Here is a 22,739-nt window from a genome sequence, read left to right as displayed (position 1 = left end):
AGATGCTCGACGGGAAGAAGATAGTGGCGGTGCTCCCCGCGTACAACGCGGAGAAGACGCTCGAAAAGACATACGGGGAGATCCCGAAGAACATAGTAGACGAGATAATACTGACGGATGACCATTCGCGCGACAGGACCGTAGAGATAGCGAAGCGGCTGAACCTGAAGATATTCGTCCACGATGAAAACAAAGGCTACGGGGGTAACCAGAAGACATGTTACCGCGAGGCGCTGAGGCTGGGGGCCGACGTGGTCGTGATGATCCACCCGGATTACCAGTATCCTCCGAAGCTCATAACCCCGATGGCGGCCCTCATCACCTCCGGGATGTTCGACGTCGTCCTGGGTTCGCGCATACTCGGCAACGCCGCCCTGAAAGGCGGGATGCCGCTGTATAAGTACGTAGCGAACCGCCTCCTCACGCTTGCGGAAAATAATATAATAAGCCAGAAGCTTTCCGAATACCACACCGGGTACAGGGCCTTCTCAAGAGAGGTGCTTTTGAGCCTCCCTATCGAAGAGGACTCCGACGACTTCATATTCGACAACGAGATACTGCTGCAGGCGTTCCGCTTCGGCTATCGCATAGGCGAGATAACGGCGCCGTCCCGGTATACTTCGGAGTCCTCATCCATAAATCTCCGGAGAAGCATCGTTTACGGCCTCGGCGTCCTGTCGACGGCATGTAAATACTTCCTGCAGAAGCATTCGCTGGGAAGGTTCCCCATATTTGACGATAACGGCAGACGGTTGAAGGTATAGGGATCTTAAAAAGGAGGAGCGTATGAGGTATCTGTGGATCGCCGTGATATTTGCCGCCTTCCTGGGCGCGGGCATATGCGTAGCCGGAGAGGCGGAAGATAATAAGACCGTTGTGTTGAAAGAGATAGACGTCGACAGGGACGGCGACGGGGCCATCGACGGGAAAGATGCGTATGATGACACCGGTAGGCTGGTCAGGAGAGGCTATGACGAGAACGGCGACGGCACCATGGACAGGTGGCAGAGTTACGACCCCAATACTGGCCTTCCCATAGTGGTCCCAAGCGACGCCGCGGGCGAGCTGAATTAGGGGCCGGAGTGTCTTGTTTATGCGGCCGCTTCATGTTATCATAGTAGCAATATAAGGGGCCTTATGGCAACGATCGAAGAGTTCAGAAAACTGGAATTCCGCATAGCTAAGATCAAAGAGGTGAATGACCACCCCAACGCGGACAAGCTGTACGTCGTAACGGTTGATCTGGGCGGCAGGACGAAACAGCTTGTGGCAGGCATAAAGATGTCTTATAAGAAAGAGGACTTGATAGGGCGCGAGGTCATAGTGGTCGATAACCTCGACCCCGCCGTCCTGCGCGGCGTAGAGAGCCAGGGGATGCTCCTTGCGGCGAGCGATGAGAAGGGGATCTCGGTGATCTCCCCCGATCGCGATGTCGCGCTTGGAAGCGTAGTGAAGTGATAAGGCATAGCTCATCTGAGCATTAAGGTATTCATAAGATTGTTCCTCCGATGCCTAAACGCATGCAGGCATCGGAGTGAAAATTTGCCTGATGGAATAGGCAGCAAATTTTCTAGCGCCTGTAGCTCAGCTGGATAGCCCGCGTAGCAATAGACTAGTAGTAGGCATCCAGCTGAGCATTAAGGTATTCATAAGATATAGCCGCGCCTGTAGCTCAGCTGGATAGAGTATCTGGCTACGAACCAGGTGGTCGCAGGTTCGAATCCTGCCAGGCGCGCCATATACCGTCAGTAAACTAGTTGATTATAAGGCACGTTTCAGGATTCGAAGCCCGCGAACGCCGACCGAAGGGAGGAAAAGGCCTCCGGCCGACAGTGAGCGGGCTGGCTACGGAGGTGGCCTCTGGACGCCGAAGTAGCCGAATCCTGCCAGGCGCGCCATAGAATTTGCTGTAGCTTTCCGATAGGCAAATTCATGCCGAAGCCTGCTCTGAAAATTTCGAAGAAATTTTCAGAGCGTTTAGGCGAGGGATAAAGGCAGATTTGTACCGCGCAACCCTATGTCCAAGCTCGACGACATATATATGGCCGAGGCGCTCAAAGAGGCGCGGAGGGCATTCGAGGAAGACGAGGTCCCTGTCGGCGCCGTCATAGTCCACAGGGGAAGGGTCATAGCTAAGGCGCACAACCAGATAATGCTCCTTAGGGACCCTACCGCGCACGCAGAGATGATCGCTATCACCCAGGCCGCCTCTTTTCTCGGCAACGAACGGTTGCTCGACACGGCCATCTATGTCACGATAGAGCCGTGCCCTATGTGCGCGGGCGCATTGGTCCTGGCCAGGGTAAAGCGCCTCATATACGGGGCGGACGACCCTAAGGCCGGGGCCGCAGGATCGGTGGTCGATATCACCCGCAACAGAAAGCTGAACCACCGGCTCGATGTGAAGAGCGGTATCCTTAGAGAAGAATGCGCGGGACTTTTGCGGGAGTTCTTCGGGTCAAGACGCAGGACTAAAATTCGCGGAGAGGTAGCCTAGCCCGGTTTAAGGCAGCGGTTTGCTAAACCGCCATACTGGTGAAAGCCGGTATCGAGAGTTCAAATCTCTCCCTCTCCGCCATGTACTATCAAAGAGGATAAATAGCTATGAAACGACTACTCAAGATAGCAGCGTCTATTCTGGCAATATTGGTCATGTTCTCGCTGCTTCCCGTTCTGTCCCTTTATCTGCAGAGAGATCCCAGACCGTATACGAACGCCGACGCCGCGGCGAAGCTGGCCGCCAATAAAGGCGAATATTTCGCCTTCACCGTCCTGGGGGATAACCACGCCGGCCTCATATTCAACGACAGCGCGGCGCTTAAGATGATACGCCGCATAAACATGGAGGACAGGTTCGGTAAGATCCCCGTGGACATGGCTATCATATCGGGCGACGCAACGTATCGCGGTTCGGCATGGGACTACCGCATATTCAACCGGGTCCGCTCTCTCATCAAACGGCCGGTCATAACGGCTATGGGGAACCATGATGATGACAAAGACGACGGGTCCCTCTTCAAAAAGTACGCGGGCGAAAAGGAATTTGCCTTTGCGGACAGGAATTCATACTTCATATTCCTTGACGATTCATCCAATGACCTGACGGAAGCCCAGTTCTCGTGGTTTGAGGAGGAGCTCAAAAAATCGCTCTCCTACACGCACGCGTTCGTAATAATGCACAAGGCGCCCGTATCTCTCTACCAGCAGTCGTGGTTCAGGCCGGAACTCAGCCCGTGGGCCAGGCGTTTCATGCGGCTCTGCGAACAATACAGGGTGAGCGCCGTCTTCACGGGCCACGAACACCTATTCAAGAGCCAGACGCTCGGGAGGGTCCATTACATCATGTCCGGAGGCGGCGGGATGCTTACCCAGGTCCCGGCCCGCGAGGGCGGGTTCCTCCACTATATCGTCGTCAGGGTGAACGGCACCTATGTCGACTATGAGGTCAGGAAGGTATTTCCTCCGCTATGGGAGTATCTCGCTTACTATATGTGGAAAGACCTCTTCTATTTCTTAAAAGACGTCATACTTTAATGATCGATGCGTATACTCCGTAATTACATACTGCGTGAATTTTCCCATTCATTCATCCTGTCGATCATCGTATTCACCTTCGTCCTCGTAGTAGGGAACATCCTGCAGCTGGCGAACCTCCTGATCAATAAGGGCGTAGACATCCTGTCTGTCGTAAAACTTTTTATGTACCTCATACCGTGGCTTTTGAGCTTCACTCTGCCGGTAGCGGCGCTCACCGCCGTGATACTCACTTTCGGCCGGTTCTCAAGCGACGGTGAACTGACCGCTATGAAGGCGAGCGGCGTCAGCTTCTACAGGGCGTCTATGCCGATACTCATGCTGGGCGTAGTATTCAGCGTGGCGGCCTTCTTCATAAACGACCAGGTGGCGCCGGAGGCGTCATTCGCCTCGCGGCGGGCCATCAAGGAGATCGGCATACGCAGCCCCACCGCCTATCTCGAGGAGGGCACCTTCATACGCGGGTTCGAGAACTATGTCATATTCATATACGAGATACGCGGGAATAAGCTTAAGAATATACGCGTCTACCAGCCGCAGGAAGGGAAACCAACGCGCACCATAGTGGCGGAGTACGGCGAGATCAATACCGTGCCGGCCAGGAACATCATCGAACTCAAGCTTTATAACGGCACGAGCGAAGAACCGTCGCCCACAGAGCCGGACAGTTTCTACAAGCTGAACTTCAAGACATACTACATGACGCTCGACCTGTCAAAGATCTTCAAGAAGGAGAAGATACAGAAGAAGCCGCGGGAGATGACGATACGGGAGCTTCGGCTGGAGATCACAAACTGCCTCCATCAGAAGATAGACCCTACCGCGCTCTGGGTGGAGATATATAAAAAGGTCAATATGGCGATCGCCTCCTTCGTCCTCATACTGGTGGGCATACCGCTGGGGATACGTTCGCACCGGAGCGAGAAGTCGATAGGGTTCGGCATAAGCCTCATAATATTCGCCGTCTACTGGGGCCTTTTGCTGGGTGGGATAGCGATGTCGCTCAAAGGCGTGATGTCCCCGCTTGCAGGTACATCGCTCCCGAACGTCGTATTCTTCGCGGCAGGGGCGATCCTCTTCATCCATACCGCACGGCGATAGATATGAGAGTGCTTTTTCTCAACCCTCCTTTCAGGAACGCGCCCTTCTCCCGTTCTTCGCGCAGCCCGGCCGTCACCAAATCCGGCACATTATATTATCCCGTGTGGCTTGCCTACGCCGCAGGTGTACTCGAAAAGGACGGCTTCGAGATCAAACTTATTGACGGGCCGGCACGCCGTCTCTCGGAGAGCGATGTTGTAAAGGCGGCGCGCGCTTTCGACCCGGACGTCATAGTTGTCGACACCTCTACGCCCAGCATATACAGCGATGTCGAAACGGCCTCTTCGGTGAAGGCGGCCGTGAAGAAAGCATTCGTCATACTTGTCGGCACTCATCCTTCCGCGCTCCCGGAAGAGACGCTCGGCCTGAGCCGCTCTATCGACGCCGTTGCGATAGGCGAGTACGACCATACGATAAGGGACCTTTGCAGGGCGCTCGGTTCCGGGAGAGGCCCCGCGGATATCCCGGGGATAAGCTTTCGCCGGGGAGACGCTATAGTCCACAACGGTAAGAGACCCTCGATAGAGGACCTCGACGGTCTTCCGTTCGTCACCTCCGTTTATAAACGCCATCTCAACGTAAAAGATTATTTCTTCGCGGCAAGCTTCCACCCCTTCGTCATGATAATGACGGGGAGGGGTTGTCCTTTCGGGTGCAGTTTTTGTGTCTATCCCCAGGTCTTCCATCCCGGGAAGTGCCGTTTCCGCTCCGCGGGCAGCGTAGCGGATGAATTCGAGTACGTGAAGAGAGAGCTGCCGCATGTAAAGGAGATAGGTATAGAGGACGACACCTTCACTGTGGATCCGAAAAGGACGGGAGAGATCTGCAGGGAGCTGATAAATAGGAAGGTGAAGATGCCGTGGTACGCAAATGTCAGGGCGGATCTTGATCTCGAGACCATGGTCATGATGAAGAAGGCCGGGTGCCGGCTCATCATAGCCGGATTCGAATCCGGTTCCCAGGAGGTACTGGATAAGGTGCATAAAGGCGTCACCGTAGAGAGGATGGAGCGTTTCAGCCATGACGCGAAGCGCGCGGGCCTTCTCGTGCACGGCTGTTTCATGATAGGTAACCCGGGCGACCGTCTTGATACGGTGCTAGAGACGATCGACTTCGCGATACGGCTCAATTGCGACACGGCGCAGTTCTTCCCTCTCATGGTCTATCCCGGCACCGAGGCGTACGAATGGGCCAGGGATAACGGGTACCTGTCGAGCGAGCGGTTCTCCGACTGGGTCACCGCCGAAGGACTGCACAACACGGTGGTGAGCACCGAGCATTTTTCCAACAAAGAGCTTGTGCGGCTGGCAAACTACGCGCGCCGCAGGTTCTATATGAGGCCGGGGTATATCATCTATAAAATGGCGCGCTGCCTGGCGGATCCGTCAGAGCTTGCCCGCACGCTCATATCGTTGAGGACTTTTTACAGGCATCTGGTATAATAAGTCAGGAGTTGGGAGGGAATTTGAATGAGTGAAATATACGACATAGTCATAATAGGAGGCGGCCCCGCCGGGCTTACGGCAGGGATATACGCGTGCCGCGCGAGGATGAAGACGCTTCTGATAGAGCAGGTGACATGCGGGGGGCAGGTATTGATAGCCGATATCGTGGAGAACGTACCGGGATTTTCCGGCGGGGTGCGCGGACCCGAACTCGTCGAAGAGATGGTCAAACAGGCCGGAAAGTTCGGCCTCAATGTGAAGATGGACGAAGCGAAAGAGATATCGGCAAAGAACGGCGAAAAGGGCCCTTTCACGGTGCTGATGGCCTCGGGAGAGCGCATAGAGGCGCTGGCGCTTATAATAGCGACAGGCGCGCGCTGGAATTCGCTGGGGATCCCGGGGGAGAGGGAGCTTACCGGCCGGGGCGTCTCGTATTGCGCCACATGCGACGGCCCGTTATTCAGGGATAAAGAGGTGGCTGTCGTCGGCGGAGGCGATACCGCCGTAGGGGATGCTCTCTTCCTGGCCAAATTTGCCAGGAAGGTCACCATCATCCACCGGCGCTCGCAGCTCAGGGCCGCCAGGATCATGCAGGAGAGGGTGCATAAGAACGACAGGATAGGGCTCCGGCTTAATTCTGTCGCCGTCGAGATCACGGGGAGGTCAAAGGTCGAGGGCGTCAGGATAAAAGATGTAGCTACCGGTAAGGACGATATCGTAAAGGCGGACGGCGTCTTTGTCCTCATAGGGGTCACCCCGAATTCGGATATAGTGAAAGGCGCGGTCAAAACGGACGAAAAGGGCTATATAATGACAGATATCGACATGCATACGTCCGCGGAAGGGATATTCGCCTGCGGCGATGTCCGGAAGAAGGCGCTGAGGCAGATAGCTACCGCCATAGGCGAGGGGGCCGCAGCCGCCTTCACCGCCGAACACTACGTCGAGGGTATCAAAGGGTCGGGATACAAATAGGGTTGACGGTATCCGCATTTCGTGTTAATTTATTTATCGGTTTTAAGCCGAGGTAGCTTTCCGCCTTCGCAGTCAATAAGTTGTAGACAAAGTGCTTCGGCGAGATTCGCCGACACTTTAATGTTATTCACGGATGTTATTCAGCGCCGAGGTAGCTCAGCGGTAGAGCGCTGCCCTGAAAAGGCAGGCGTGGTAAGTTCGACTCTTACCCTCGGCACCATCCGCCTTCCTGTGTTTAGTGTTTCAGGAAGATAGCGTTCGGCGGATGAGCCCGCCGAACGCTAACATCTCCGAATCGCTAATTACAGGAAGGCGGGCCATCTTTTTGTCCATCATTTTTCACCAGCAAGATTATATGGTAAACTGAAGATATGAAGATCTCCGCGGCCGTTATCGCGATCTTTGTATGCGCGCTCCTCAGCTGCGCATTGCCCGGGGATTGCCGTGCCCGGGAGGCGAAGAGCGCTCAGGGGCAGTTCGCTTTAAGCAACGATTTCAGATATTACCAGATCACGTACGAGCAGGAAGAGCGGGATGCCCAAAGCGGGAAGGTCATCGATATCAAGGCAACCCCGCCGGTCAACGAGCCGGTATACGGCAAGGGATATATAGATTATTACCAGCTCATACGGGAGAAGATCAAAGAGGAGCTCAAGTACAGGTACCGCCGGTGGTATAAGGAGGGGGATGTCATCCTTAACTTCATCCTGAAGTCGGACGGGACCCTGATAGGGTTCGACACGGACAAGGCCGCGTCTACGGGAGACGCCCGGCTGGCCGAGATAGCATCCTTAAGCATAAAACAGGCATCGCCGTTCCCGCCCTTCCCCGAAGGGCTTCCGTTCCCGCAGATGTCCTTCACCGTTACGGTATCATTTAAAGAGAAGTAGGGAATGTCCCGCACATATCCGGAGGCCCCCTTTCCCGAATTATGAAATTGACTAAATGAGAAAGATGTAGTAACATATAGGCACATATAAGACGACGTGGTCTTCTAGCAGGTAGACTAGAAGACATTTTTTTTAAGGCATAATAAATTAAAAAGGAGGATGTGATGTTGCAAGGGCTGACTGCGTTTGAGGTTGTCGCGATCTGGAGCGTCCTGGGAGTGTCTCTCCTGGGGTTATTGTACGCGCTCTTTCTCCGCCGGCAGATATTGCGTGAAGATAAAGGGACACCGAAGATGCTGGAGGTATGGAACGCGATCCGCGAGGGGGCCGACGCCTACCTCCGTAAACAGCTCTTCAGCATATTGCCGCTCATAGGGCTCCTGACATTCGCCCTCTTCTTCTCCGTATATATAGTCCCGCCTTCACAGGAGGCGCTTGAGCGGTTCGCCGGGCAGTCGGAATCGGCGGTCCGCCTCCTCATAGGTATCGGCAGGGCGCTGGCATTCGTCATGGGCGCCATGTTCTCTCTTATGGTCGGTCAGCTCGGCATGCGCATGGCGGTACAGGCTAATGTGAGGGTCGCCTCCGCGGCAAGGACATCTTTCAGCAGCGCGCTGAGGATAGCCTATCGCGCCGGCACGATCACAGGCATGTTGACGGACGGCCTGGGCCTCTTCGGAGGCACCATCATATTCATAATCTTCGGCATAGCCGCACCGGATGCCCTCCTGGGGTTCGGCTTCGGCGGCACGCTACTTGCGCTCTTCATGAGGGTCGGAGGAGGCATATACACTAAGGCCGCTGACGTCGGCGCCGACCTGGTCGGCAAGGTAGAGGCAGGCATCCCCGAAGACGACCCCCGTAACCCGGCCGTAGTGGCGGACCTTGTCGGTGACAATGTCGGCGACTGTGCCGGTATGGCGGCCGATATATTCGAATCGTATGAGGTCACGATCGTCGCCGGGCTTATCCTCGGCCTTGCGCTGTATCACATCACTCACCGTCTCGAATGGATAATATATCCTTTATTGGTGCGAGGCATAGGCGTCATCTGTTCCATCATAGGGACGTATGCCGTGAAGGGCGATGCCGGCAGGGAGAAGAGCGGCGATGCCATGAAGGCGATATTCAAGGGATTCCTCACATCCGCGTGTATCTCCATAGCGCTCTTCGGCGTACTGGCATTCTTCTATATGAATAATATACCGGGCGGGTGGTGGAGGCCGTTCCTTGCGACCACCATAGGTGTGGCCCTGGCCATAGCGATCGACCGCCTGACGGAATATTTCACCTCGACCCATGGCCGTCCCGTACAGGAGATACGTAAGGCCACGAATACGGGACCTGCCACCACGATACTGTCCGGTATAGCTGTCGGGTACGAGTCATCGGTATGGTCGGTGCTCGTGATCGCAGCCACCATATTCGGCTCCATAATGATATTCGGGACTATACCGGGTGTTGTCGGCCCCGACAGGATCGCTTATATACTATACGGTGTCGCGATGACCGGCATAGGGATGCTTACGCTGACCGGCAACAACGTCGCGATGGATTCATTCGGCCCGATCGCCGATAACGCTAACGGCATCGGCGAGATGGCATGGCACGGCCAGAGCGGTAAAGATATAAAAGATGCCAAGCAGATCATGGCGGACCTCGATGCCGTGGGCAACACCACGAAGGCCATAACAAAAGGAGTTGCCATAGGATCGGCCGTAATAGCGGCCGTCTCGTTATTCGGGTCATATATGGTCGACGTGAGCAAGGTCCAGGCCGCTATGGGGGTGGCCGTAGCGGACCAGCTCACTTCGCTCGGCATACGCGTATCCATCCCCCAGGTATTCGTGGGCATGCTGATAGGAGGCGCCCTGCCGTGGCTCTTCTCTTCATTCGCCATACAGGCGGTTAGCCGTGCCGCGTCATTGATAGTCCAGGAAGTGCGCAGGCAATTCCGCCTGGGCGTATTGGAGAATAAGATCAAACCGGATTACAAGCAGGCGGTGGCGATATCCACTACCGCCGCGCAGAAAGAACTTATAAGCCTGGCCATATTGAGCGTCGTTACGCCCATACTGGTCGGACTCGTCCTTCAGGTCGAAGCGCTCGGCGGTTTTCTTGCCGGCATAATACTGTCGGGGCAGCTCCTCGCCGTCTTCATGTCCAATGCGGGCGGGGCATGGGACAATTGTAAAAAGACGATAGAAGACGAAATATCGGATACGGTGCTCAATACAGGCAAAGGTTCGGAGCGTCATAAGGCGGGCGTCGTAGGCGATACGGTGGGCGATCCGCTCAAAGATACGGCGGGTCCTGCGCTCAACCCGATGATAAAGGTCGTAAACCTCGTCTCCGTCATAATCGCCCCGATCGTCGTCCAGTATAATAAGCTCGGCTTCGGGGCATGGGTGACCATCTCCTGCCTGAGCGCGCTCCTGATATGGGCGATCTGGCAGAGCAAGAGGCCGGCGCCCTCTCTCGTCGAGAAGGCGTAAATACCGTTACTCATCACCGGGGACAGATACTTCCAGGGTATCTGTCCCCATTTTATTTGTGTTTTTTCGCTTTAAGAAGTATAATTGAAGACGGAAGATCTCCGAATGGACGAAGGCGATAAATCAAAGAAGGACCTTTACAGGTGGGTCAAGATCGGCGGGCTCCTCTCGTTCATACCGTTCGTGCTCGCGGCGGGCCCCCTGGCCGGATACGTCCTGGGCGGCTACCTGGAGAAGAAGGCCGGCGCCGCCCCTTATCTATCCGTTATCTGTATAACGGTCGGTTTTGCGGCAAGCGTCCGGGAGACGATACGCATAGTTAAGATGGCCCTCCGCGCGGAGGGGCAAAAATAGGTTAAGGGTACGATGGGAGAGAGGGAACTTCCTAACATAGTGACGCTTGCGGCAGAGTGCCTGAAGGGCACCCCATGGTCGGGGTACCTCATAAGGTGGGAGAACCTCATATTCTCGGTCATAGTCATCTCCGTCATCGCGCTGACAGCGTATGCCGCGTCCCGCAGGATATCCCCGCTCCCGGGGCGGCTCCAGAACGCCCTCGAGCTGTTCGTCGGCGGTGTAGATGACTTCGTCTGCGGCATCATAGGCCCGAAGGGAAGGCAATATACGCCGTTCATCGGGACGCTCTTCATATATATCATCTGCATGAACCTTTCAGGCATCATCCCGTTCATGAAGTCATCGACGTCGAGCTGGTCGACGACGCTCGCGCTTGCGCTATGCGTCTTTGCGTACGTCCAGTATGCCGCGGTGAAGGAGCTGGGACTCATAGGATATGCAGATCACCTCCTGGGAAGGCCTAGGGGGATAATCGCTTTCTCTGTATTCATACCCCTGATGATGCTCATACTCCATGTCGTGTCCGAGCTTGTCAGGCCCATAAGCTTATCGCTCCGTCTCAGGAGCAATGTCTGGGGGGACGATATGCTCCTCGCCGTCCTGGCCGGATTCGGCATAAAGGGCATACCGCTCCTGTTCTTCAATACGCTTCTGGTCATACTGGCGTCGGTCGTGCAGGCAGTCGTCTTCTGCCTCCTGACGACCATATATTTTACGCTTGTCCTGACACACGAAGAGGCATAAACAAAAAAGGAGGTAGTGTATGGATTATAAAGCGATTCTCGCGATCGGCCTTCCGCTGGGATTGGGCATAGTGGGGTTCGGTTCCGCGATAGCGCTGGGCAAGGCCGTTGCCGCGGCAATGGACGCTACCGGCAGGCAGCCGGAGGCGTCGACGAAGATACTGATAAATATGGCGACCGGGTGCGCCTTCATAGAGGCGCTTACGATCTACGCGCTCGTCTTCGTATTCGGGCTTGCAGGTAAGATATAAATATCGGTCCGAAGCGCGATAACCGAAAGTGTGCATATGGGGCTTCTTGAACTTTTAAGCTTTCCCGAGCTGGTCGCTCAACTAGTCAGCTTCCTCCTGCTCATGCTGCTCCTGAGAGTGTTCTTATGGAAGAGGTTCCTGAGGATACTGGACGACAGGAAGAGCAGGATCGCCGATGATCTGAAGATAATAGATGCGGCGAAGGAGGAACTCGGCAGGATAGAGACGGAATATAAAGAGAAGATGGGCGATATCGAAGCTGCGGCCCGGATGAAGATACAGGAAGCGATCGTCGAAGGCAAGAGGATAGCGGCAGAGATAATAAAGGATGCGGAGCATGGCGCCCGGAAGTCCGTTGACGAATCGCGCGAGACGATAAAGACCGAGCTCCAGAAGGCCCGGGAGACGCTGAAAGAGGATATAGTCGACATAGCTATAAAGGTTGCCGAGAAGGTAGTGGAAGAGAAATTGACCGAGAAAGAGGACAAGAGGCTGATCGAGGATTTTTTAAGGAAGGTCGAGAAGACGCAATGACTACAGTAAAGAGGTATGCCGAGGCGTTCCTGGAGTATGCGGCCGTGACGATAGGCTTCGAGAAGGGGCTGGGAGAGCTCAGGGGCGTAAGGGATATCTTCCGGGACAACCCGGATTTCAGGGAGTTCCTGGAGAGCCCTGCCATCACCCGGGCCGAAAAGTGCGCCGCCGTAGAAAAGGTGCTGGGGGAAGGGTTTTCCGCAGAGATCCGCCACTTCCTGGAATTGCTTTTGAAGAAAGAGCGTTTCGGCGAATTCGATTCCATGGTCGAGTATGCCAGGGCCAAGTACTCTCACGGGGAAGAGGTGGATGCGGTGTTGAAAGTGAGTTACCCGCTGGATACGGAAGCGATGCGCTCCATAAAAGAAGCGCTCGAAAAGAAGGTCCATAAGAAACTGCACCTCTATATCGATATAGATCCTGCTTTGCTCGGAGGGGTCAGCGCGACCATCGGTAACACGGTCATAGACGGCTCGGTAAGGAGACGCCTGGAGGATATGAGAGATAAGCTTATGACAATTAAGGCGGGATGATATGGCACTGAGACCGGAAGAGGTCACGTCGATCATAAAGAAAGAGTTGGAGAAGTATAAGTCCAGGCTGAGGGTGGAGTCCATAGGGACGGTCCTCCAGGTGGGGGACGGAATAGCCCTGGTCTACGGGCTGGATGATGTAATGGCCGGAGAGCTGGTCCAGTTCGCGAACGGCACCATAGGCATGGTCTTCAACCTGGAGGAAGAGAACGTAGGAATAGTCATATTCGGCGAAGAGAAGGATATCAAGGAAGGTGATATAGTAAAGAGGACGGATAAGATAGCGGAGATACCGGTCGGTGAAGCGCTACTGGGGAGGGTCATCAACCCTCTCGGGAAACCGATCGACGGGAAGGGCCCCATAGCCACACACGGGTACCGCCCCATGGAGAGGAGGGCGCCGAACGTTATAGAGCGGCAGCCGGTCAAGGAGCCGCTCCAGACGGGCATAAAGGCGGTCGACTCTATGATACCTATCGGCCGCGGCCAGCGCGAACTGGTGATAGCGGACCGCCAGACCGGCAAGACCGCCATCGCCATAGATACCATAATAAACCAGAAGGGGAAGGGCGTATATTGCATCTACGTCGCCATAGGGCAGAAGATGTCGAATATCGTGGCCGTATCAGAGACGCTCAGGAAATACGGGGCTATAGAGTACACGACCATAGTGAGCGCCTCATCGCGCGATTCGGCGTCGCTCCAGTACCTGGCGCCTTATGCCGGGTGCGCTATCGGAGAAGAGTTCCTGTATTCCGGAAGGCATGCCCTTGTGATCTACGATGACCTGTCGAAGCACGCGCAGAGCTACCGGCAGCTGTCCCTTCTCCTGAGGAGGCCGCCGGGCAGGGAGGCATACCCGGGAGACGTCTTTTATATACATGCGCGTCTTCTCGAGCGCGCTGCGAAACTCACCGACGGGCTGGGCGGAGGTTCGCTCACGGCCATCCCTATCATCGAGACGCAGGCAGGAGATATCACAAGCTACATCCCGACCAACGTCATCTCCATCACCGACGGCCAGATATATCTTGAAAGCGACCTGTTCTATTCGGGCGTAAGGCCCGCGATAAACGTGGGGTTGTCGGTTTCGCGCGTGGGCGGAAACGCCCAGACGAAGGCGATGAAACAGGTCGCCGGGCGGCTGCGGCTGGACCTTGCGCAGTACAGGGAGCTTTTGGCGTTCACCCAATTCGGTTCGGAGCTCGACAAGACCACTCAGGCGCAATTGACGCGCGGCGCGCGTATGGTCGAGATACTGAAACAGGACCAGTATGAGCCCCTGCCCATAGCAAAGCAGGTAATGATCATATATGCCGGGACCAACGGCTACCTGGATGACCTGCCGGTGGGGGTGATAAAAAAATTCGAGAGCGAGTTCTATTCATACATGGGCAGACTGCACCCCGACATAGAGATACGCATCAATGCGGAGCAGGAGTTGAGCCCGGAGACGACGGACCGGCTCGATTGGGCCATCACGGAGTTCAAAAAGGATTTCAGGGACAGGTATAAGATATGACGGAGTCGCTCAGGAACATAAAGCTGAGGATCCGCAGCGTCGGGAATACGCAGAAAATAACGCGGGCTATGGAGATGGTCTCCGCCGTGAAGCTGGGCCGCGTCAAAGCCGCCCTGTACGCATCGAGGCCTTACGTCGTCAAACTGGAATCGCTCATGGACCGCCTGGCGGCAAGCGTCGAGATACCGTCCCATCCTTTGCTTAAGAAGAGGGAAGAGGTCAGGACGATAGCCCTCTCGGTCATAACGTCCGATGCCGGGCTCTGCAGCACTTATAATTATGCCGTCATACGCGCGGCCGATGATTTCGTAAAGAGGTTCCATCCCGGCAAGGTAAAGATAGCGCCCATAGGCAGGGAAGGCGGCAAACATTTCAGGCAATACGGCATCCCGTTATTGGGAGGATGTCCCGAACCGCACGGCCGCTGCTCGGCCGAGATACCGGAAAAGATCGCCTCATACCTGACCGGTTCATTCTCGGACGGTAATGCGGATGAGGTGTATGTGGCATATATGCATTTTGACAGCACCCTGCGCCACAGGCCGGTCGTGGAAAAATATCTGCCCGTGGAGAGCAAAAAGGCAGGGGCCGTGAACTATATCGTGGAGCCGGACATCGCAAGGGTCATGGATGAGCTTGTCCCGCATTATCTGGCGGAGAAGATGAGGCTGGTGCTTTTGAACGCTTTCACTTCCGAGCATTCGGCCCGCATGGTCGCGATGAAGACGGCGACGGATAACGCCGAAGAGATGATAGACGGCCTGACCCTCCTGCGGAATAAAGTGCGGCAGGCCACCATCACAAAGGAAGTGATCGAGATCGCCTCATCAGCTGAGGCGTTGAAGGGATGAACATGGCATACGGCGAAGTGATACAGGTCATAGGTCCCATAGTCGACATCGTCTTCCCGGAGGGGGAGGTCCCCAAGATCCTGGATGCGGTGAAGATAGAGGACAGCGGCAGGAAGATAGACCTGACGCTTGAGGTGGAACAGCTGACAGGCAACAATACGGCGCGCTGCGTCGCCCTCGGGCCTACCGACGGCCTTGCCCGCGGCATGAAGGCCAGGGGCACGGGTGCGGCCATTACCGTGCCGGTAGGCGAACAGACGCTGGGCAGGATATTCAATCTCCTTGGCGAGCCGGTCGACGGGCAGGGACAACTGCTCGACCCGGGCAGACGTTCTCCCATACACAGGGAGCCGCCTTCATTCGAAGAACAGATGCCGCTCTCGTCCATGCTCGAGACCGGGCTCAAGGTCATAGACCTTCTTGCCCCTTATCCAAAGGGCGGTAAGATCGGCCTCTTCGGAGGGGCGGGGGTGGGCAAGACCGTCATAGTCATGGAGCTGATCCGGACGATCGCGGCCGAACACGGCGGCGTATCGGTCTTCGGAGGCGTAGGCGAGCGGACCAGGGAAGGTAATGAGCTGTGGCTCGAACTGAATAAATCCGGCGTGGTCAAGAAGACGGCCCTCGTCTTCGGGGAGATGAGCGAACCGCCGGGCGCCCGGTTCCGCGTCGGGTTATCGGCGCTTGCCATGGCCGAATATTTCCGGGACGAAAAGGGTATGGACGTCCTTCTCTTCATAGATAATATCTACAGGTTCGTACAGGCAGGCGCCGAGGTCTCTACGCTCTTGGGAAGGATGCCTTCGGCCGTCGGTTACCAGCCGAGCCTGGCCACTGAGATGGCCCAACTCCAGGAGAGGATAGTGTCGACAAGGCGCGGCTCGATCACGTCGGTCCAGGCAGTATACGTGCCTGCCGACGACCTTACGGACCCGGCCCCGGCGACCACATTCTCTCACCTGGATGCCAAGATGGTGCTCTCGCGGCAGATATCCGAGCTCGGCATATATCCTGCCGTAGACCCGCTCGACTCGACCTCGCGCATAATGGACCCCCGGATACTGGGAGAAGAGCATTATAACACCGCGATAGCCGTACAGAAGGTCCTGCAGCGCTACAAGGACCTGCGCGACATAATATCGATACTGGGCATAGACGAATTGTCGGATGAGGATAAATTGGTCGTGGCGCGCGCCCGGAAGATCCAGAGGTTCCTCTCACAGCCGTTCTTCGTCGCCGAGGCGTTCACCGGCATCAAAGGAAAATACGTAAAGTTGAGCGATACCATAAAGGGTTTCAGGATGATCGTAGAGGGTAAACTGGACGACCTGCCGGAGCAGGCGTTCTATATGGTCGGGCCCATCGAAGAGGCGATCGAAAAGGCCGAACAGCTCAAGAAGATAAATTCGAAGGCATGACTATGGTAAAGGCATTCGATCTCAGCATCATGACACCGGATAAGATGATATATGAGGGGAAGACGGTTTCGCTCGTAGTCCCCTCGGAGTCAGGCTATATCGGGGTCCTGGCAAACCACGCGCCGCTCGTCACGAATTTATCCGCCGGCACTATAACCGTAAGGAGCGATTCCGGCGTCCGCCTCTCTTTCCGCGCTCCCGACAAAGGTTTTCTGGAAGTCCTTAAGAATAACGCCACCATATTTTTGAACACCTTCTAAAAGGCGGCCCGTAATATGCGTTCTATTTACAGAGGGAAGCTGTTGAACGTCTTCGTGAAGAAGGAACGCCTGCCGAACGGATTTCTGGCCACGTTCGAGATGATAAAACATCCCGGGGCCAGCCTCATCGTCCCTTTCCTCGGCAAAGACAGGGTCATCATGCTGCGCCAGCTCCGCCCGGTCATAGGGTCATACATATACGAGTTCCCGGCCGGGACGCTCGGCCATAAAGAGTCCCCGCTCGGGTGCGCCCGCCGCGAGATCATAGAAGAGACCGGCTATGCCGCCGGGCGGCTGGAAGCGGTCGGCAGGATATATCCCGTCCCGGGCTACTCCACCGAGAAGATATTCATATATAAGGCCTCGCGTCTTAAGAAGAGGGACCGCGTCATGGAAAAGGACGAGGTCATCGAGAACCGCATATTGACGAGGCGGGAGTTTAAGCGCCTCTTCAGGAATGGGAGTATCGTCGACGCAAAGACGATATGCGCCCTCGCGCTTTGCGGATTAATATAGAAATATAGCTCAATGAAAGACAAAGTAATACGATTAAGAAAAGGCAAAAAGGGGATCATAAAAGAAGGGCACCCCTGGATATATAACAGACAGCTTCTGGAGCCCTCCCCTTCCGTCCTCCCGGGCGATATCGTCTCCGTCATCGATCCGAAGGGCGGCCTCGTCGGCCGCGGTTATTACAACCCCAGGTCGGATATATCCGTAAGGCTTCTGGCGTTCCGCGACGGACCGGTAAACAAGGACCTCTTCGGCATCAGGGTCCGGCGGGCTTTCGATAAACGTAAAGCCCTTCTCGAAAAGACCGACGCCGTCAGGGTTGTCTTCAGCGAAGCGGACGGCCTCCCCGGCCTCATCGCGGACCTCTATTCGGGCACGGTCGTATTCCAGATACTTACGCTGGGGATGGAGACGCGCAGGGCTGAGATCGTAAAGAGCATACGCGGGGTCATAGGGCCTGAATATATATACGAGAAGAGCGATTCCGCGTACAGGGCCGTCGAAGGGCTGAAGCCCGTAAAGCAGTGGATAGGCAAAAAGGGACCTTCCGGGATAAAGATACGCGAGGGAAAGGCGGAATTCCTGGTCGATATAGAGAACGGCCACAAGACCGGTTTTTATCTCGACCAGCGCAGGTCAAGGATGGCGCTCGGGAATATCGCCGGGAAGAAGAAGGTCCTAGACCTTTTCTGTTACACCGGAGGATTCTCGGTATCGGCCGCGCTGGCCGGCGCATCGGCCGTCACAGGCGTTGATATAAAAGACGGATGGCTCGCCTCCGCGGGGAAGAACGCCGCCCTTAACGGCGTTTTTGGGAAGACCAATTTTGTCAGGGCCGACGCTTTCGAGTTCCTCAGAAAAGCTTATAACTCGGGCGAAAAATTTGATATAATAATACTCGACCCGCCCTCCTTCGCGCGTTCAAGGAAGGACGTTGCGAGCGCGTCCAAAGGATACAGAGAGATCAACGGCATGGGCATGAAGACCCTCGCGGAGGGCGGCATACTGGCGACCTTTTCCTGTTCGCATCACATATCGAACGAGCTCTTTTCCGGGATCCTTAAAGAAGCCGGACGGGCCTCCGCGAAGCGCATCACGATCCTGAAGCGGTGTCACCAGGCCGAAGACCACCCGATAGTGCGCGCCATACCGGAGACGGAGTACCTGAAGGGATATTTTCTCAAGGTGGAGTCCGCGTAAATGCTATGAAGAAGAGAAGCTTCCTTTTCATCATATTGCTGGTCATGGCCGTCTGCATCTCCGGCGTCAGTTTCCTCATCCTGCAGCAGGAGAACATACTCCGCAAGTATTTCATACTCGATCCCCAGGAGAGGATGAAGGAATATAAGGCATCCCTGGCGAATTCCCTGAGCAAATATTTCACGCGCGAGAACAAGTCCTCCCCCATAAACGATATCACCGACTATATAGGGAAGTACGGCAGGACGTCCCTCTTCGACCTCATGTTCGTCTTCAGGGACGGCGACGGCTCGATGAAACAGATAAGCAAGATAGGCGTCACCGCCGTGACCAAGGATGCCCTTTCCAGCGAATATGTCTATCCCGTGACCGTAGATAACGGCAGGGTCGACGGGTATCTCATGGTGATGATAAAAGAGACGGGGGAGGCGGAACTCAGGGAGGGGCTGAAGAAGTACAGCGCGATAAGTTATTCCCTCCGTTTCATGTTCATCCTTATAATAGCCGCCCTCGCCGTGATACTCATCTACCACAGTTATTCCGCCAAGATGAAACTCGCGCGCGACATCGCCGAGATGAAGGCATCGAACGACGGGCTTACGGGCCTCCACACCCACGAATATTTTCTTAAGGAGCTCAATATAGAGATCGAGAAGTTCAGGATATACCACACGCCGGTGGCGCTTCTCATACTCGACATCGACTATTTCAAAAAACTGAACGACCAGTTCGGCCATCTTGCCGGCGACAGGGTGCTCGAAGGCGTCTCCAAGATAATAAAGTTCAGCACGCGCGCCACAGACATACTCGCGAGGTACGGGGGAGAGGAATTCGCCGTTATAATACCGTATGTCGCGAAGGCGGGGAGGGTGAGGTCGAAGGAGAACCTCCGGAATTTCATCGATGAATTGAAGGGCGTCGCCGAAAGGATACGGAAGAACGTCGAGGACTACCGCGCCGAATTCCTTCCCGATTCTTTCAGGGTCACGATCAGTATAGGCGGCGCGTTCTTTTATAACAGGAGAGACAATCTCACGAGCGCGGCCATCCTCCAGAAGGCGGACAGGGCTCTCTATAAGGCCAAGAGGACGGGCAGGAACAAGGCCTGTATCGATTATGAATCGTCGGCAAACGAGTAAGGCCATAGAGGTGCGGCCCCTTACCCGCGCCGCGTCCCGGGCCTACGGTCTTATCATAGATGCCTCGTGCGTGGATGACAGAGGCCGCGGCAATTCGTTCGGTATACTCCTGAAAGAGAGGTCCTCCGGGTGGAGGATAGGGTACCTCATCGTACGCGAGAAGAGGATAACGCGGCTGGAGAGGCACAGAGACAGTTTAGAGACCTTTGAACCCGTAAAGGGAAGGGTCGTCATAGCGCTCGCCCCCGATAAATATCCGGATAAAGCAAAACTTTTTCTGCTGGATAGACCGTTCGTCGTCAAGAAAGGGGTCTGGCACGATGTCGCCGGCCTCTCCGGAAGGGCAGAGGTGAAGATCTTCGAGAATATAGAGGTTGAAACCGACTACCACGAACTGGATAGAGAGATATACACCGGATGGAAAAAAGACCGTCATCGGATAAGAAGATATCCCGCCGCGCATTCATAAAGGCATGCCTTGCGTACCTGGCACTCCTCCCGTTCTCCGGAGGCCTCCCGGGGGACGCTTCGGCCTCACCCGCGGTGAGGAACGGTTTTAACGGCCGGCCTAAGAGAGGGGTGAAGGGCGACTACGACCTCGTAGTCGCGAAGGGCGCGGACCCTTACCTCATCACGGTGAAGGCGATAGATAAGATGGGCGGCATGGGGAAGTTCGTGGCGAGGGGCAGCACGGTCGTCATAAAGCCGAACATAGGGTGGGACCGGACGCCTGAGCAGGCGGGTAATACCAACCCGCAGGTGGTGGCGGCCCTCATAGATCTCGCGTTCAAGGCCGGGGCGAAGAGGGTGAATATATTCGATGTGACATGCAACGACATGCGCCGATGCTATGCTAATAGCGGCATAGAGGAGGCGGCCAGGGCCAGAGGGGCAAATGTCTACTTCCCGGACGATTGGGATACGGTGAACGCCCGCTTCGATTACGAAAGCCCTCTCGAGGACTGGCCTGTGCTGCGCGACGCGATAGAGTGCGATACGTTCATCAACGTGCCGATCCTGAAACACCACGGCCTGTCGCGCCTGACGCTGTCGATGAAGAACCTCATGGGCGTCTGCGGCGGCAACAGGGGCATCATACACCGGGATATCGGCAGGAAGCTCGTGGACCTGACCGATTTTATCAATCCCGACCTCACCGTCATAGATGCCTACAGGGTCCTCGTGCGGAACGGCCCGACCGGCGGCAACCTCGATGACGTGGAACTGAGGAAGACGCTCATAGCGGCAACCGACCCGACGCTTGCCGATCTATTCGCGGCGGACTTTGCCGGTGTCGACCCGTTATCGGTGCCGAACATAAAAGTCGCCGTGGAGCGCAATTTCGGCAATGCCGACGTCGGCAAGGCCAGCCGCGCGGATATCGAGGTCTGATGGCAAAAAGATCGGTGCGCGCGCGTAAGGTCTCCCAGACATTTTTCTTCATACTATTCGTCTACATACTCTGGTCGACCACATATCCCCTTACCGGCATCTTGCCGCCGGCGGCGATCTTCAGGATAGATCCTCTAGTGACGCTTTGCACGTCTCTCAGCGAACGGGTCATCCTGCCCGGGTTCTTATTATCCGTATCGATGCTCGTCTTCTCGGCGCTCTTCGGCAGGTTCTTCTGCGGATGGGTATGCCCGCTGGGCAGTGCCATAGATGCCGTCGGCGATATCAGGAAGAGGGTAACGCCGGAAGACGACGCGGCGAACAGGCGAAGAAGGGTATTTAAATTTTACATCCTCGGCGCTATCGTTATAGCGGCGCTGTCCGGGAGGCAGCTGGCCTGGGCCGCCGACCCCATAGTCATAGCGGCGAGGTTCGTATCGCTCAATCTCATCCCCGCAGTGACGTCGACGGTCAACGGGGCCTTCATCCTGCTCATAAAATACGCGCACATCTATATGTTGCAGGATATATACCGGCCGCTCAGGGCATCGGTCCTGGGCGTCAACGTCTACTATTTTGCCCACGCCGGGGTCATATTCTGCGTCTTCGCGCTTATAACCGCAGCTTCCCTGTTCAAGAGGAGGTTATGGTGCAGGAGCGTATGTCCGCTCGGTGCATTATATGCTTTCATCGCGCGCATCGCGCCTCTCCGGAGGGTCGTTACAAAGTGCTCCAAATGCGCCGTATGTAAAAGCTCCTGCCGGATGGGGGCGATACGCGATGACATGACCTATTCCCCGGGCGAGTGCATCCTGTGTATGGACTGCGTTTATGAATGCCCGCAGCACGGGACGAGATTCGCATGGTATCCTTCACGGAAGGCCCGGATGCCCGGAGGAATTCCGGATACAGTAAAGGGCGGCATCTCCAGGCGGAAGTTCCTATTCCTTGCCTTCTCCCCGTTCCTGCTTCTGGTATCCGGGCCGGGAGGAAAAGGAAAGAAGGCCGGGACGGGTATGATACGGCCTCCCGCCGCGCTGAAGGAAGAGGAGTTCCTGGACCGGTGCATCCGGTGCGGCAACTGCATGAAGGTATGTATCACGAACGGGCTGCAGCCGGTCATGTTCGAGGCGGGGCTGAACGGGTTATGGACGCCCCGGCTCGTTCCCGAGATAGGATATTGCGAATACCAGTGCACTCTATGCGGCCATACCTGCCCGACGGGCGCTATACCGAAGCTCTCGCCGTCCCGTAAGCGCGCTACGCGCCTCGGAGTCGCCGAGATAGACCGCTCCATATGCATACCGTGGGCCCAGGATAAGGAGTGCATCGTCTGCCAGGAGCACTGCCCTGTCCCGGATAAAGCCATAAAGTTGCAAAAAGAGACCATTGGTGATAGGATTATAGCAAAGCCGGTCATAGATGAGTACCTTTGCGTGGGGTGCGGCATATGCCAGAACAAATGCCCCGTGCGCCCGGTCAGAGCGGTCCGCGTCTCACCGCGAAACAGTGAGCGGACTTAGAGAAGTAAAAAAAGGGAACAGTGTCTCTGTTGTAAACGAATATTTGGATCGTTTCTCCGATGC

25 protein-coding genes and 3 tRNA genes are annotated in these 22,739 nt (G+C 55.7%); all 28 read left to right on the top strand.

The features are described 5' to 3' along the window. Positions 1–2 precede the first annotated feature (2 nt). Positions 3–764 (top strand): glycosyltransferase family 2 protein, encoded by a 762-nt coding sequence (locus WC515_03660; protein MFA5146457.1) that lies wholly within the window; start codon positions 3–5, stop codon positions 762–764. Positions 765–786: 22 nt separating this feature from the next. Next, on the top strand, positions 787–1,074 hold the full coding sequence (locus tag WC515_03655) for a hypothetical protein (GenBank protein MFA5146456.1): 288 nt from the start codon (positions 787–789) through the stop codon (positions 1,072–1,074). A 63-nt stretch (positions 1,075–1,137) separates the two neighbouring features. Continuing rightward, on the top strand, positions 1,138–1,458 hold the full coding sequence (metG, locus tag WC515_03650) for a methionine--tRNA ligase subunit beta (protein MFA5146455.1): 321 nt from the start codon (positions 1,138–1,140) through the stop codon (positions 1,456–1,458). A gap of 203 nt (positions 1,459–1,661) precedes the next feature. Further along, positions 1,662–1,738: transfer RNA gene (locus WC515_03645), tRNA-Arg, on the top strand. 279 nt (positions 1,739–2,017) lie between these two features. Further along, the gene (gene tadA, locus WC515_03640) at positions 2,018–2,497 is read left to right on the top strand and encodes a tRNA adenosine(34) deaminase TadA (protein ID MFA5146454.1); all 480 of its coding nucleotides are present in this window, start codon (positions 2,018–2,020) and stop codon (positions 2,495–2,497) included. Further along, a tRNA-Ser gene (locus WC515_03635) sits at positions 2,483–2,578 on the top strand. The genes tadA and WC515_03635 overlap by 15 nt, the downstream gene beginning before the upstream one ends. A 26-nt stretch (positions 2,579–2,604) precedes the next feature. Beyond that, complete coding sequence (locus WC515_03630) at positions 2,605–3,534, top strand: metallophosphoesterase (GenBank protein ID MFA5146453.1); 930 nt, start codon at positions 2,605–2,607, stop codon at positions 3,532–3,534. A gap of 6 nt (positions 3,535–3,540) precedes the next feature. After that, a complete protein-coding gene (locus WC515_03625) occupies positions 3,541–4,635 on the top strand; it encodes an LptF/LptG family permease (protein MFA5146452.1) in 1,095 nt (364 codons plus the stop codon). Positions 4,636–4,637: 2 nt separating this feature from the next. Then, complete coding sequence (locus WC515_03620) at positions 4,638–6,077, top strand: radical SAM protein (protein ID MFA5146451.1); 1,440 nt, start codon at positions 4,638–4,640, stop codon at positions 6,075–6,077. A 27-nt stretch (positions 6,078–6,104) separates the two neighbouring features. After that, positions 6,105–7,055 (top strand): thioredoxin-disulfide reductase, encoded by a 951-nt coding sequence (trxB, locus tag WC515_03615; GenBank protein MFA5146450.1) that lies wholly within the window; start codon positions 6,105–6,107, stop codon positions 7,053–7,055. A gap of 145 nt (positions 7,056–7,200) precedes the next feature. Then, a tRNA-Phe gene (locus WC515_03610) sits at positions 7,201–7,275 on the top strand. Between the two features lie 151 nt (positions 7,276–7,426). Continuing rightward, positions 7,427–7,945: an energy transducer TonB gene (locus WC515_03605; protein MFA5146449.1), complete on the top strand. Its 519-nt coding sequence runs from the start codon at positions 7,427–7,429 to the stop codon at positions 7,943–7,945. A 164-nt stretch (positions 7,946–8,109) separates the two neighbouring features. Beyond that, entirely contained in the window at positions 8,110–10,440 is a 2,331-nt protein-coding gene (locus tag WC515_03600; protein MFA5146448.1) for a sodium-translocating pyrophosphatase, read from the top strand. Between the two features lie 105 nt (positions 10,441–10,545). Continuing rightward, entirely contained in the window at positions 10,546–10,794 is a 249-nt protein-coding gene (locus WC515_03595) for an AtpZ/AtpI family protein (GenBank protein MFA5146447.1), read from the top strand. Between the two features lie 12 nt (positions 10,795–10,806). Further along, positions 10,807–11,541: a F0F1 ATP synthase subunit A gene (atpB, locus tag WC515_03590; GenBank protein ID MFA5146446.1), complete on the top strand. Its 735-nt coding sequence runs from the start codon at positions 10,807–10,809 to the stop codon at positions 11,539–11,541. A 19-nt stretch (positions 11,542–11,560) separates the two neighbouring features. Next, entirely contained in the window at positions 11,561–11,791 is a 231-nt protein-coding gene (locus WC515_03585; GenBank protein MFA5146445.1) for an ATP synthase F0 subunit C, read from the top strand. A 36-nt stretch (positions 11,792–11,827) separates the two neighbouring features. Next, on the top strand, positions 11,828–12,325 hold the full coding sequence (atpF, locus tag WC515_03580) for a F0F1 ATP synthase subunit B (GenBank protein MFA5146444.1): 498 nt from the start codon (positions 11,828–11,830) through the stop codon (positions 12,323–12,325). Continuing rightward, positions 12,322–12,858, top strand: coding sequence for an ATP synthase F1 subunit delta (gene atpH, locus WC515_03575; protein MFA5146443.1), 537 nt, complete (start codon positions 12,322–12,324; stop codon positions 12,856–12,858). The genes atpF and atpH overlap by 4 nt, the downstream gene beginning before the upstream one ends. A 1-nt stretch (position 12,859) precedes the next feature. Further along, on the top strand, positions 12,860–14,380 hold the full coding sequence (gene atpA, locus WC515_03570) for a F0F1 ATP synthase subunit alpha (protein ID MFA5146442.1): 1,521 nt from the start codon (positions 12,860–12,862) through the stop codon (positions 14,378–14,380). Next, positions 14,377–15,231, top strand: a complete 855-nt coding sequence (gene atpG / locus WC515_03565; protein ID MFA5146441.1) for an ATP synthase F1 subunit gamma — start codon at positions 14,377–14,379, stop codon at positions 15,229–15,231. Before atpA ends, atpG begins: the two co-directional genes overlap by 4 nt. Before the next feature lie 2 nt (positions 15,232–15,233). After that, a complete protein-coding gene (atpD, locus tag WC515_03560; protein MFA5146440.1) occupies positions 15,234–16,649 on the top strand; it encodes a F0F1 ATP synthase subunit beta in 1,416 nt (471 codons plus the stop codon). 2 nt (positions 16,650–16,651) lie between these two features. Continuing rightward, a complete protein-coding gene (locus WC515_03555) occupies positions 16,652–16,909 on the top strand; it encodes a F0F1 ATP synthase subunit epsilon (protein ID MFA5146439.1) in 258 nt (85 codons plus the stop codon). Between the two features lie 15 nt (positions 16,910–16,924). Then, positions 16,925–17,425: an NUDIX hydrolase gene (locus tag WC515_03550; protein ID MFA5146438.1), complete on the top strand. Its 501-nt coding sequence runs from the start codon at positions 16,925–16,927 to the stop codon at positions 17,423–17,425. Positions 17,426–17,437: 12 nt separating this feature from the next. Further along, a complete protein-coding gene (locus WC515_03545) occupies positions 17,438–18,622 on the top strand; it encodes a class I SAM-dependent rRNA methyltransferase (protein MFA5146437.1) in 1,185 nt (394 codons plus the stop codon). A gap of 5 nt (positions 18,623–18,627) precedes the next feature. Continuing rightward, the gene (locus tag WC515_03540; GenBank protein MFA5146436.1) at positions 18,628–19,761 is read left to right on the top strand and encodes a GGDEF domain-containing protein; all 1,134 of its coding nucleotides are present in this window, start codon (positions 18,628–18,630) and stop codon (positions 19,759–19,761) included. After that, positions 19,739–20,230 carry a hypothetical protein gene (locus WC515_03535; protein MFA5146435.1) on the top strand — a complete coding sequence of 164 codons (492 nt, stop codon included), beginning with the start codon at positions 19,739–19,741 and terminating at the stop codon, positions 20,228–20,230. The genes WC515_03540 and WC515_03535 overlap by 23 nt, the downstream gene beginning before the upstream one ends. Continuing rightward, a complete protein-coding gene (locus tag WC515_03530; GenBank protein ID MFA5146434.1) occupies positions 20,179–21,153 on the top strand; it encodes a DUF362 domain-containing protein in 975 nt (324 codons plus the stop codon). The genes WC515_03535 and WC515_03530 overlap by 52 nt, the downstream gene beginning before the upstream one ends. After that, entirely contained in the window at positions 21,153–22,676 is a 1,524-nt protein-coding gene (locus WC515_03525) for a 4Fe-4S binding protein (GenBank protein ID MFA5146433.1), read from the top strand. Before WC515_03530 ends, WC515_03525 begins: the two co-directional genes overlap by 1 nt. Positions 22,677–22,739 lie beyond the last annotated feature (63 nt).

Source organism: Candidatus Omnitrophota bacterium, assembly GCA_041650805.1.
GTDB lineage: Bacteria > Omnitrophota > Gorgyraeia > 2-01-FULL-45-10 > 2-01-FULL-45-10 > JBAZKM01.
This window is presented reverse-complemented; position numbering and strand designations above follow the sequence as displayed.

What these genes read in the sequence shown, in the direction of transcription:
- WC515_03660 (MFA5146457.1), top strand. Translation starts at nt 3, where the DNA reads ATGCTCGACGGGAAGAAGATAGTGGCGGTGCTCCCCGCGTACAACGCG.
- WC515_03655 (MFA5146456.1), top strand. Translation starts at nt 787, where the DNA reads ATGAGGTATCTGTGGATCGCCGTGATATTTGCCGCCTTCCTGGGCGCG.
- metG (MFA5146455.1), top strand. Translation starts at nt 1,138, where the DNA reads ATGGCAACGATCGAAGAGTTCAGAAAACTGGAATTCCGCATAGCTAAG.
- tadA (MFA5146454.1), top strand. Translation starts at nt 2,018, where the DNA reads ATGTCCAAGCTCGACGACATATATATGGCCGAGGCGCTCAAAGAGGCG.
- WC515_03630 (MFA5146453.1), top strand. Translation starts at nt 2,605, where the DNA reads ATGAAACGACTACTCAAGATAGCAGCGTCTATTCTGGCAATATTGGTC.
- WC515_03625 (MFA5146452.1), top strand. Translation starts at nt 3,541, where the DNA reads ATGCGTATACTCCGTAATTACATACTGCGTGAATTTTCCCATTCATTC.
- WC515_03620 (MFA5146451.1), top strand. Translation starts at nt 4,638, where the DNA reads ATGAGAGTGCTTTTTCTCAACCCTCCTTTCAGGAACGCGCCCTTCTCC.
- trxB (MFA5146450.1), top strand. Translation starts at nt 6,105, where the DNA reads ATGAGTGAAATATACGACATAGTCATAATAGGAGGCGGCCCCGCCGGG.
- WC515_03605 (MFA5146449.1), top strand. Translation starts at nt 7,427, where the DNA reads ATGAAGATCTCCGCGGCCGTTATCGCGATCTTTGTATGCGCGCTCCTC.
- WC515_03600 (MFA5146448.1), top strand. Translation starts at nt 8,110, where the DNA reads ATGTTGCAAGGGCTGACTGCGTTTGAGGTTGTCGCGATCTGGAGCGTC.
- WC515_03595 (MFA5146447.1), top strand. Translation starts at nt 10,546, where the DNA reads ATGGACGAAGGCGATAAATCAAAGAAGGACCTTTACAGGTGGGTCAAG.
- atpB (MFA5146446.1), top strand. Translation starts at nt 10,807, where the DNA reads ATGGGAGAGAGGGAACTTCCTAACATAGTGACGCTTGCGGCAGAGTGC.
- WC515_03585 (MFA5146445.1), top strand. Translation starts at nt 11,561, where the DNA reads ATGGATTATAAAGCGATTCTCGCGATCGGCCTTCCGCTGGGATTGGGC.
- atpF (MFA5146444.1), top strand. Translation starts at nt 11,828, where the DNA reads ATGGGGCTTCTTGAACTTTTAAGCTTTCCCGAGCTGGTCGCTCAACTA.
- atpH (MFA5146443.1), top strand. Translation starts at nt 12,322, where the DNA reads ATGACTACAGTAAAGAGGTATGCCGAGGCGTTCCTGGAGTATGCGGCC.
- atpA (MFA5146442.1), top strand. Translation starts at nt 12,860, where the DNA reads ATGGCACTGAGACCGGAAGAGGTCACGTCGATCATAAAGAAAGAGTTG.
- atpG (MFA5146441.1), top strand. Translation starts at nt 14,377, where the DNA reads ATGACGGAGTCGCTCAGGAACATAAAGCTGAGGATCCGCAGCGTCGGG.
- atpD (MFA5146440.1), top strand. Translation starts at nt 15,234, where the DNA reads ATGGCATACGGCGAAGTGATACAGGTCATAGGTCCCATAGTCGACATC.
- WC515_03555 (MFA5146439.1), top strand. Translation starts at nt 16,652, where the DNA reads ATGGTAAAGGCATTCGATCTCAGCATCATGACACCGGATAAGATGATA.
- WC515_03550 (MFA5146438.1), top strand. Translation starts at nt 16,925, where the DNA reads ATGCGTTCTATTTACAGAGGGAAGCTGTTGAACGTCTTCGTGAAGAAG.
- WC515_03545 (MFA5146437.1), top strand. Translation starts at nt 17,438, where the DNA reads ATGAAAGACAAAGTAATACGATTAAGAAAAGGCAAAAAGGGGATCATA.
- WC515_03540 (MFA5146436.1), top strand. Translation starts at nt 18,628, where the DNA reads ATGAAGAAGAGAAGCTTCCTTTTCATCATATTGCTGGTCATGGCCGTC.
- WC515_03535 (MFA5146435.1), top strand. Translation starts at nt 19,739, where the DNA reads ATGAATCGTCGGCAAACGAGTAAGGCCATAGAGGTGCGGCCCCTTACC.
- WC515_03530 (MFA5146434.1), top strand. Translation starts at nt 20,179, where the DNA reads ATGGAAAAAAGACCGTCATCGGATAAGAAGATATCCCGCCGCGCATTC.
- WC515_03525 (MFA5146433.1), top strand. Translation starts at nt 21,153, where the DNA reads ATGGCAAAAAGATCGGTGCGCGCGCGTAAGGTCTCCCAGACATTTTTC.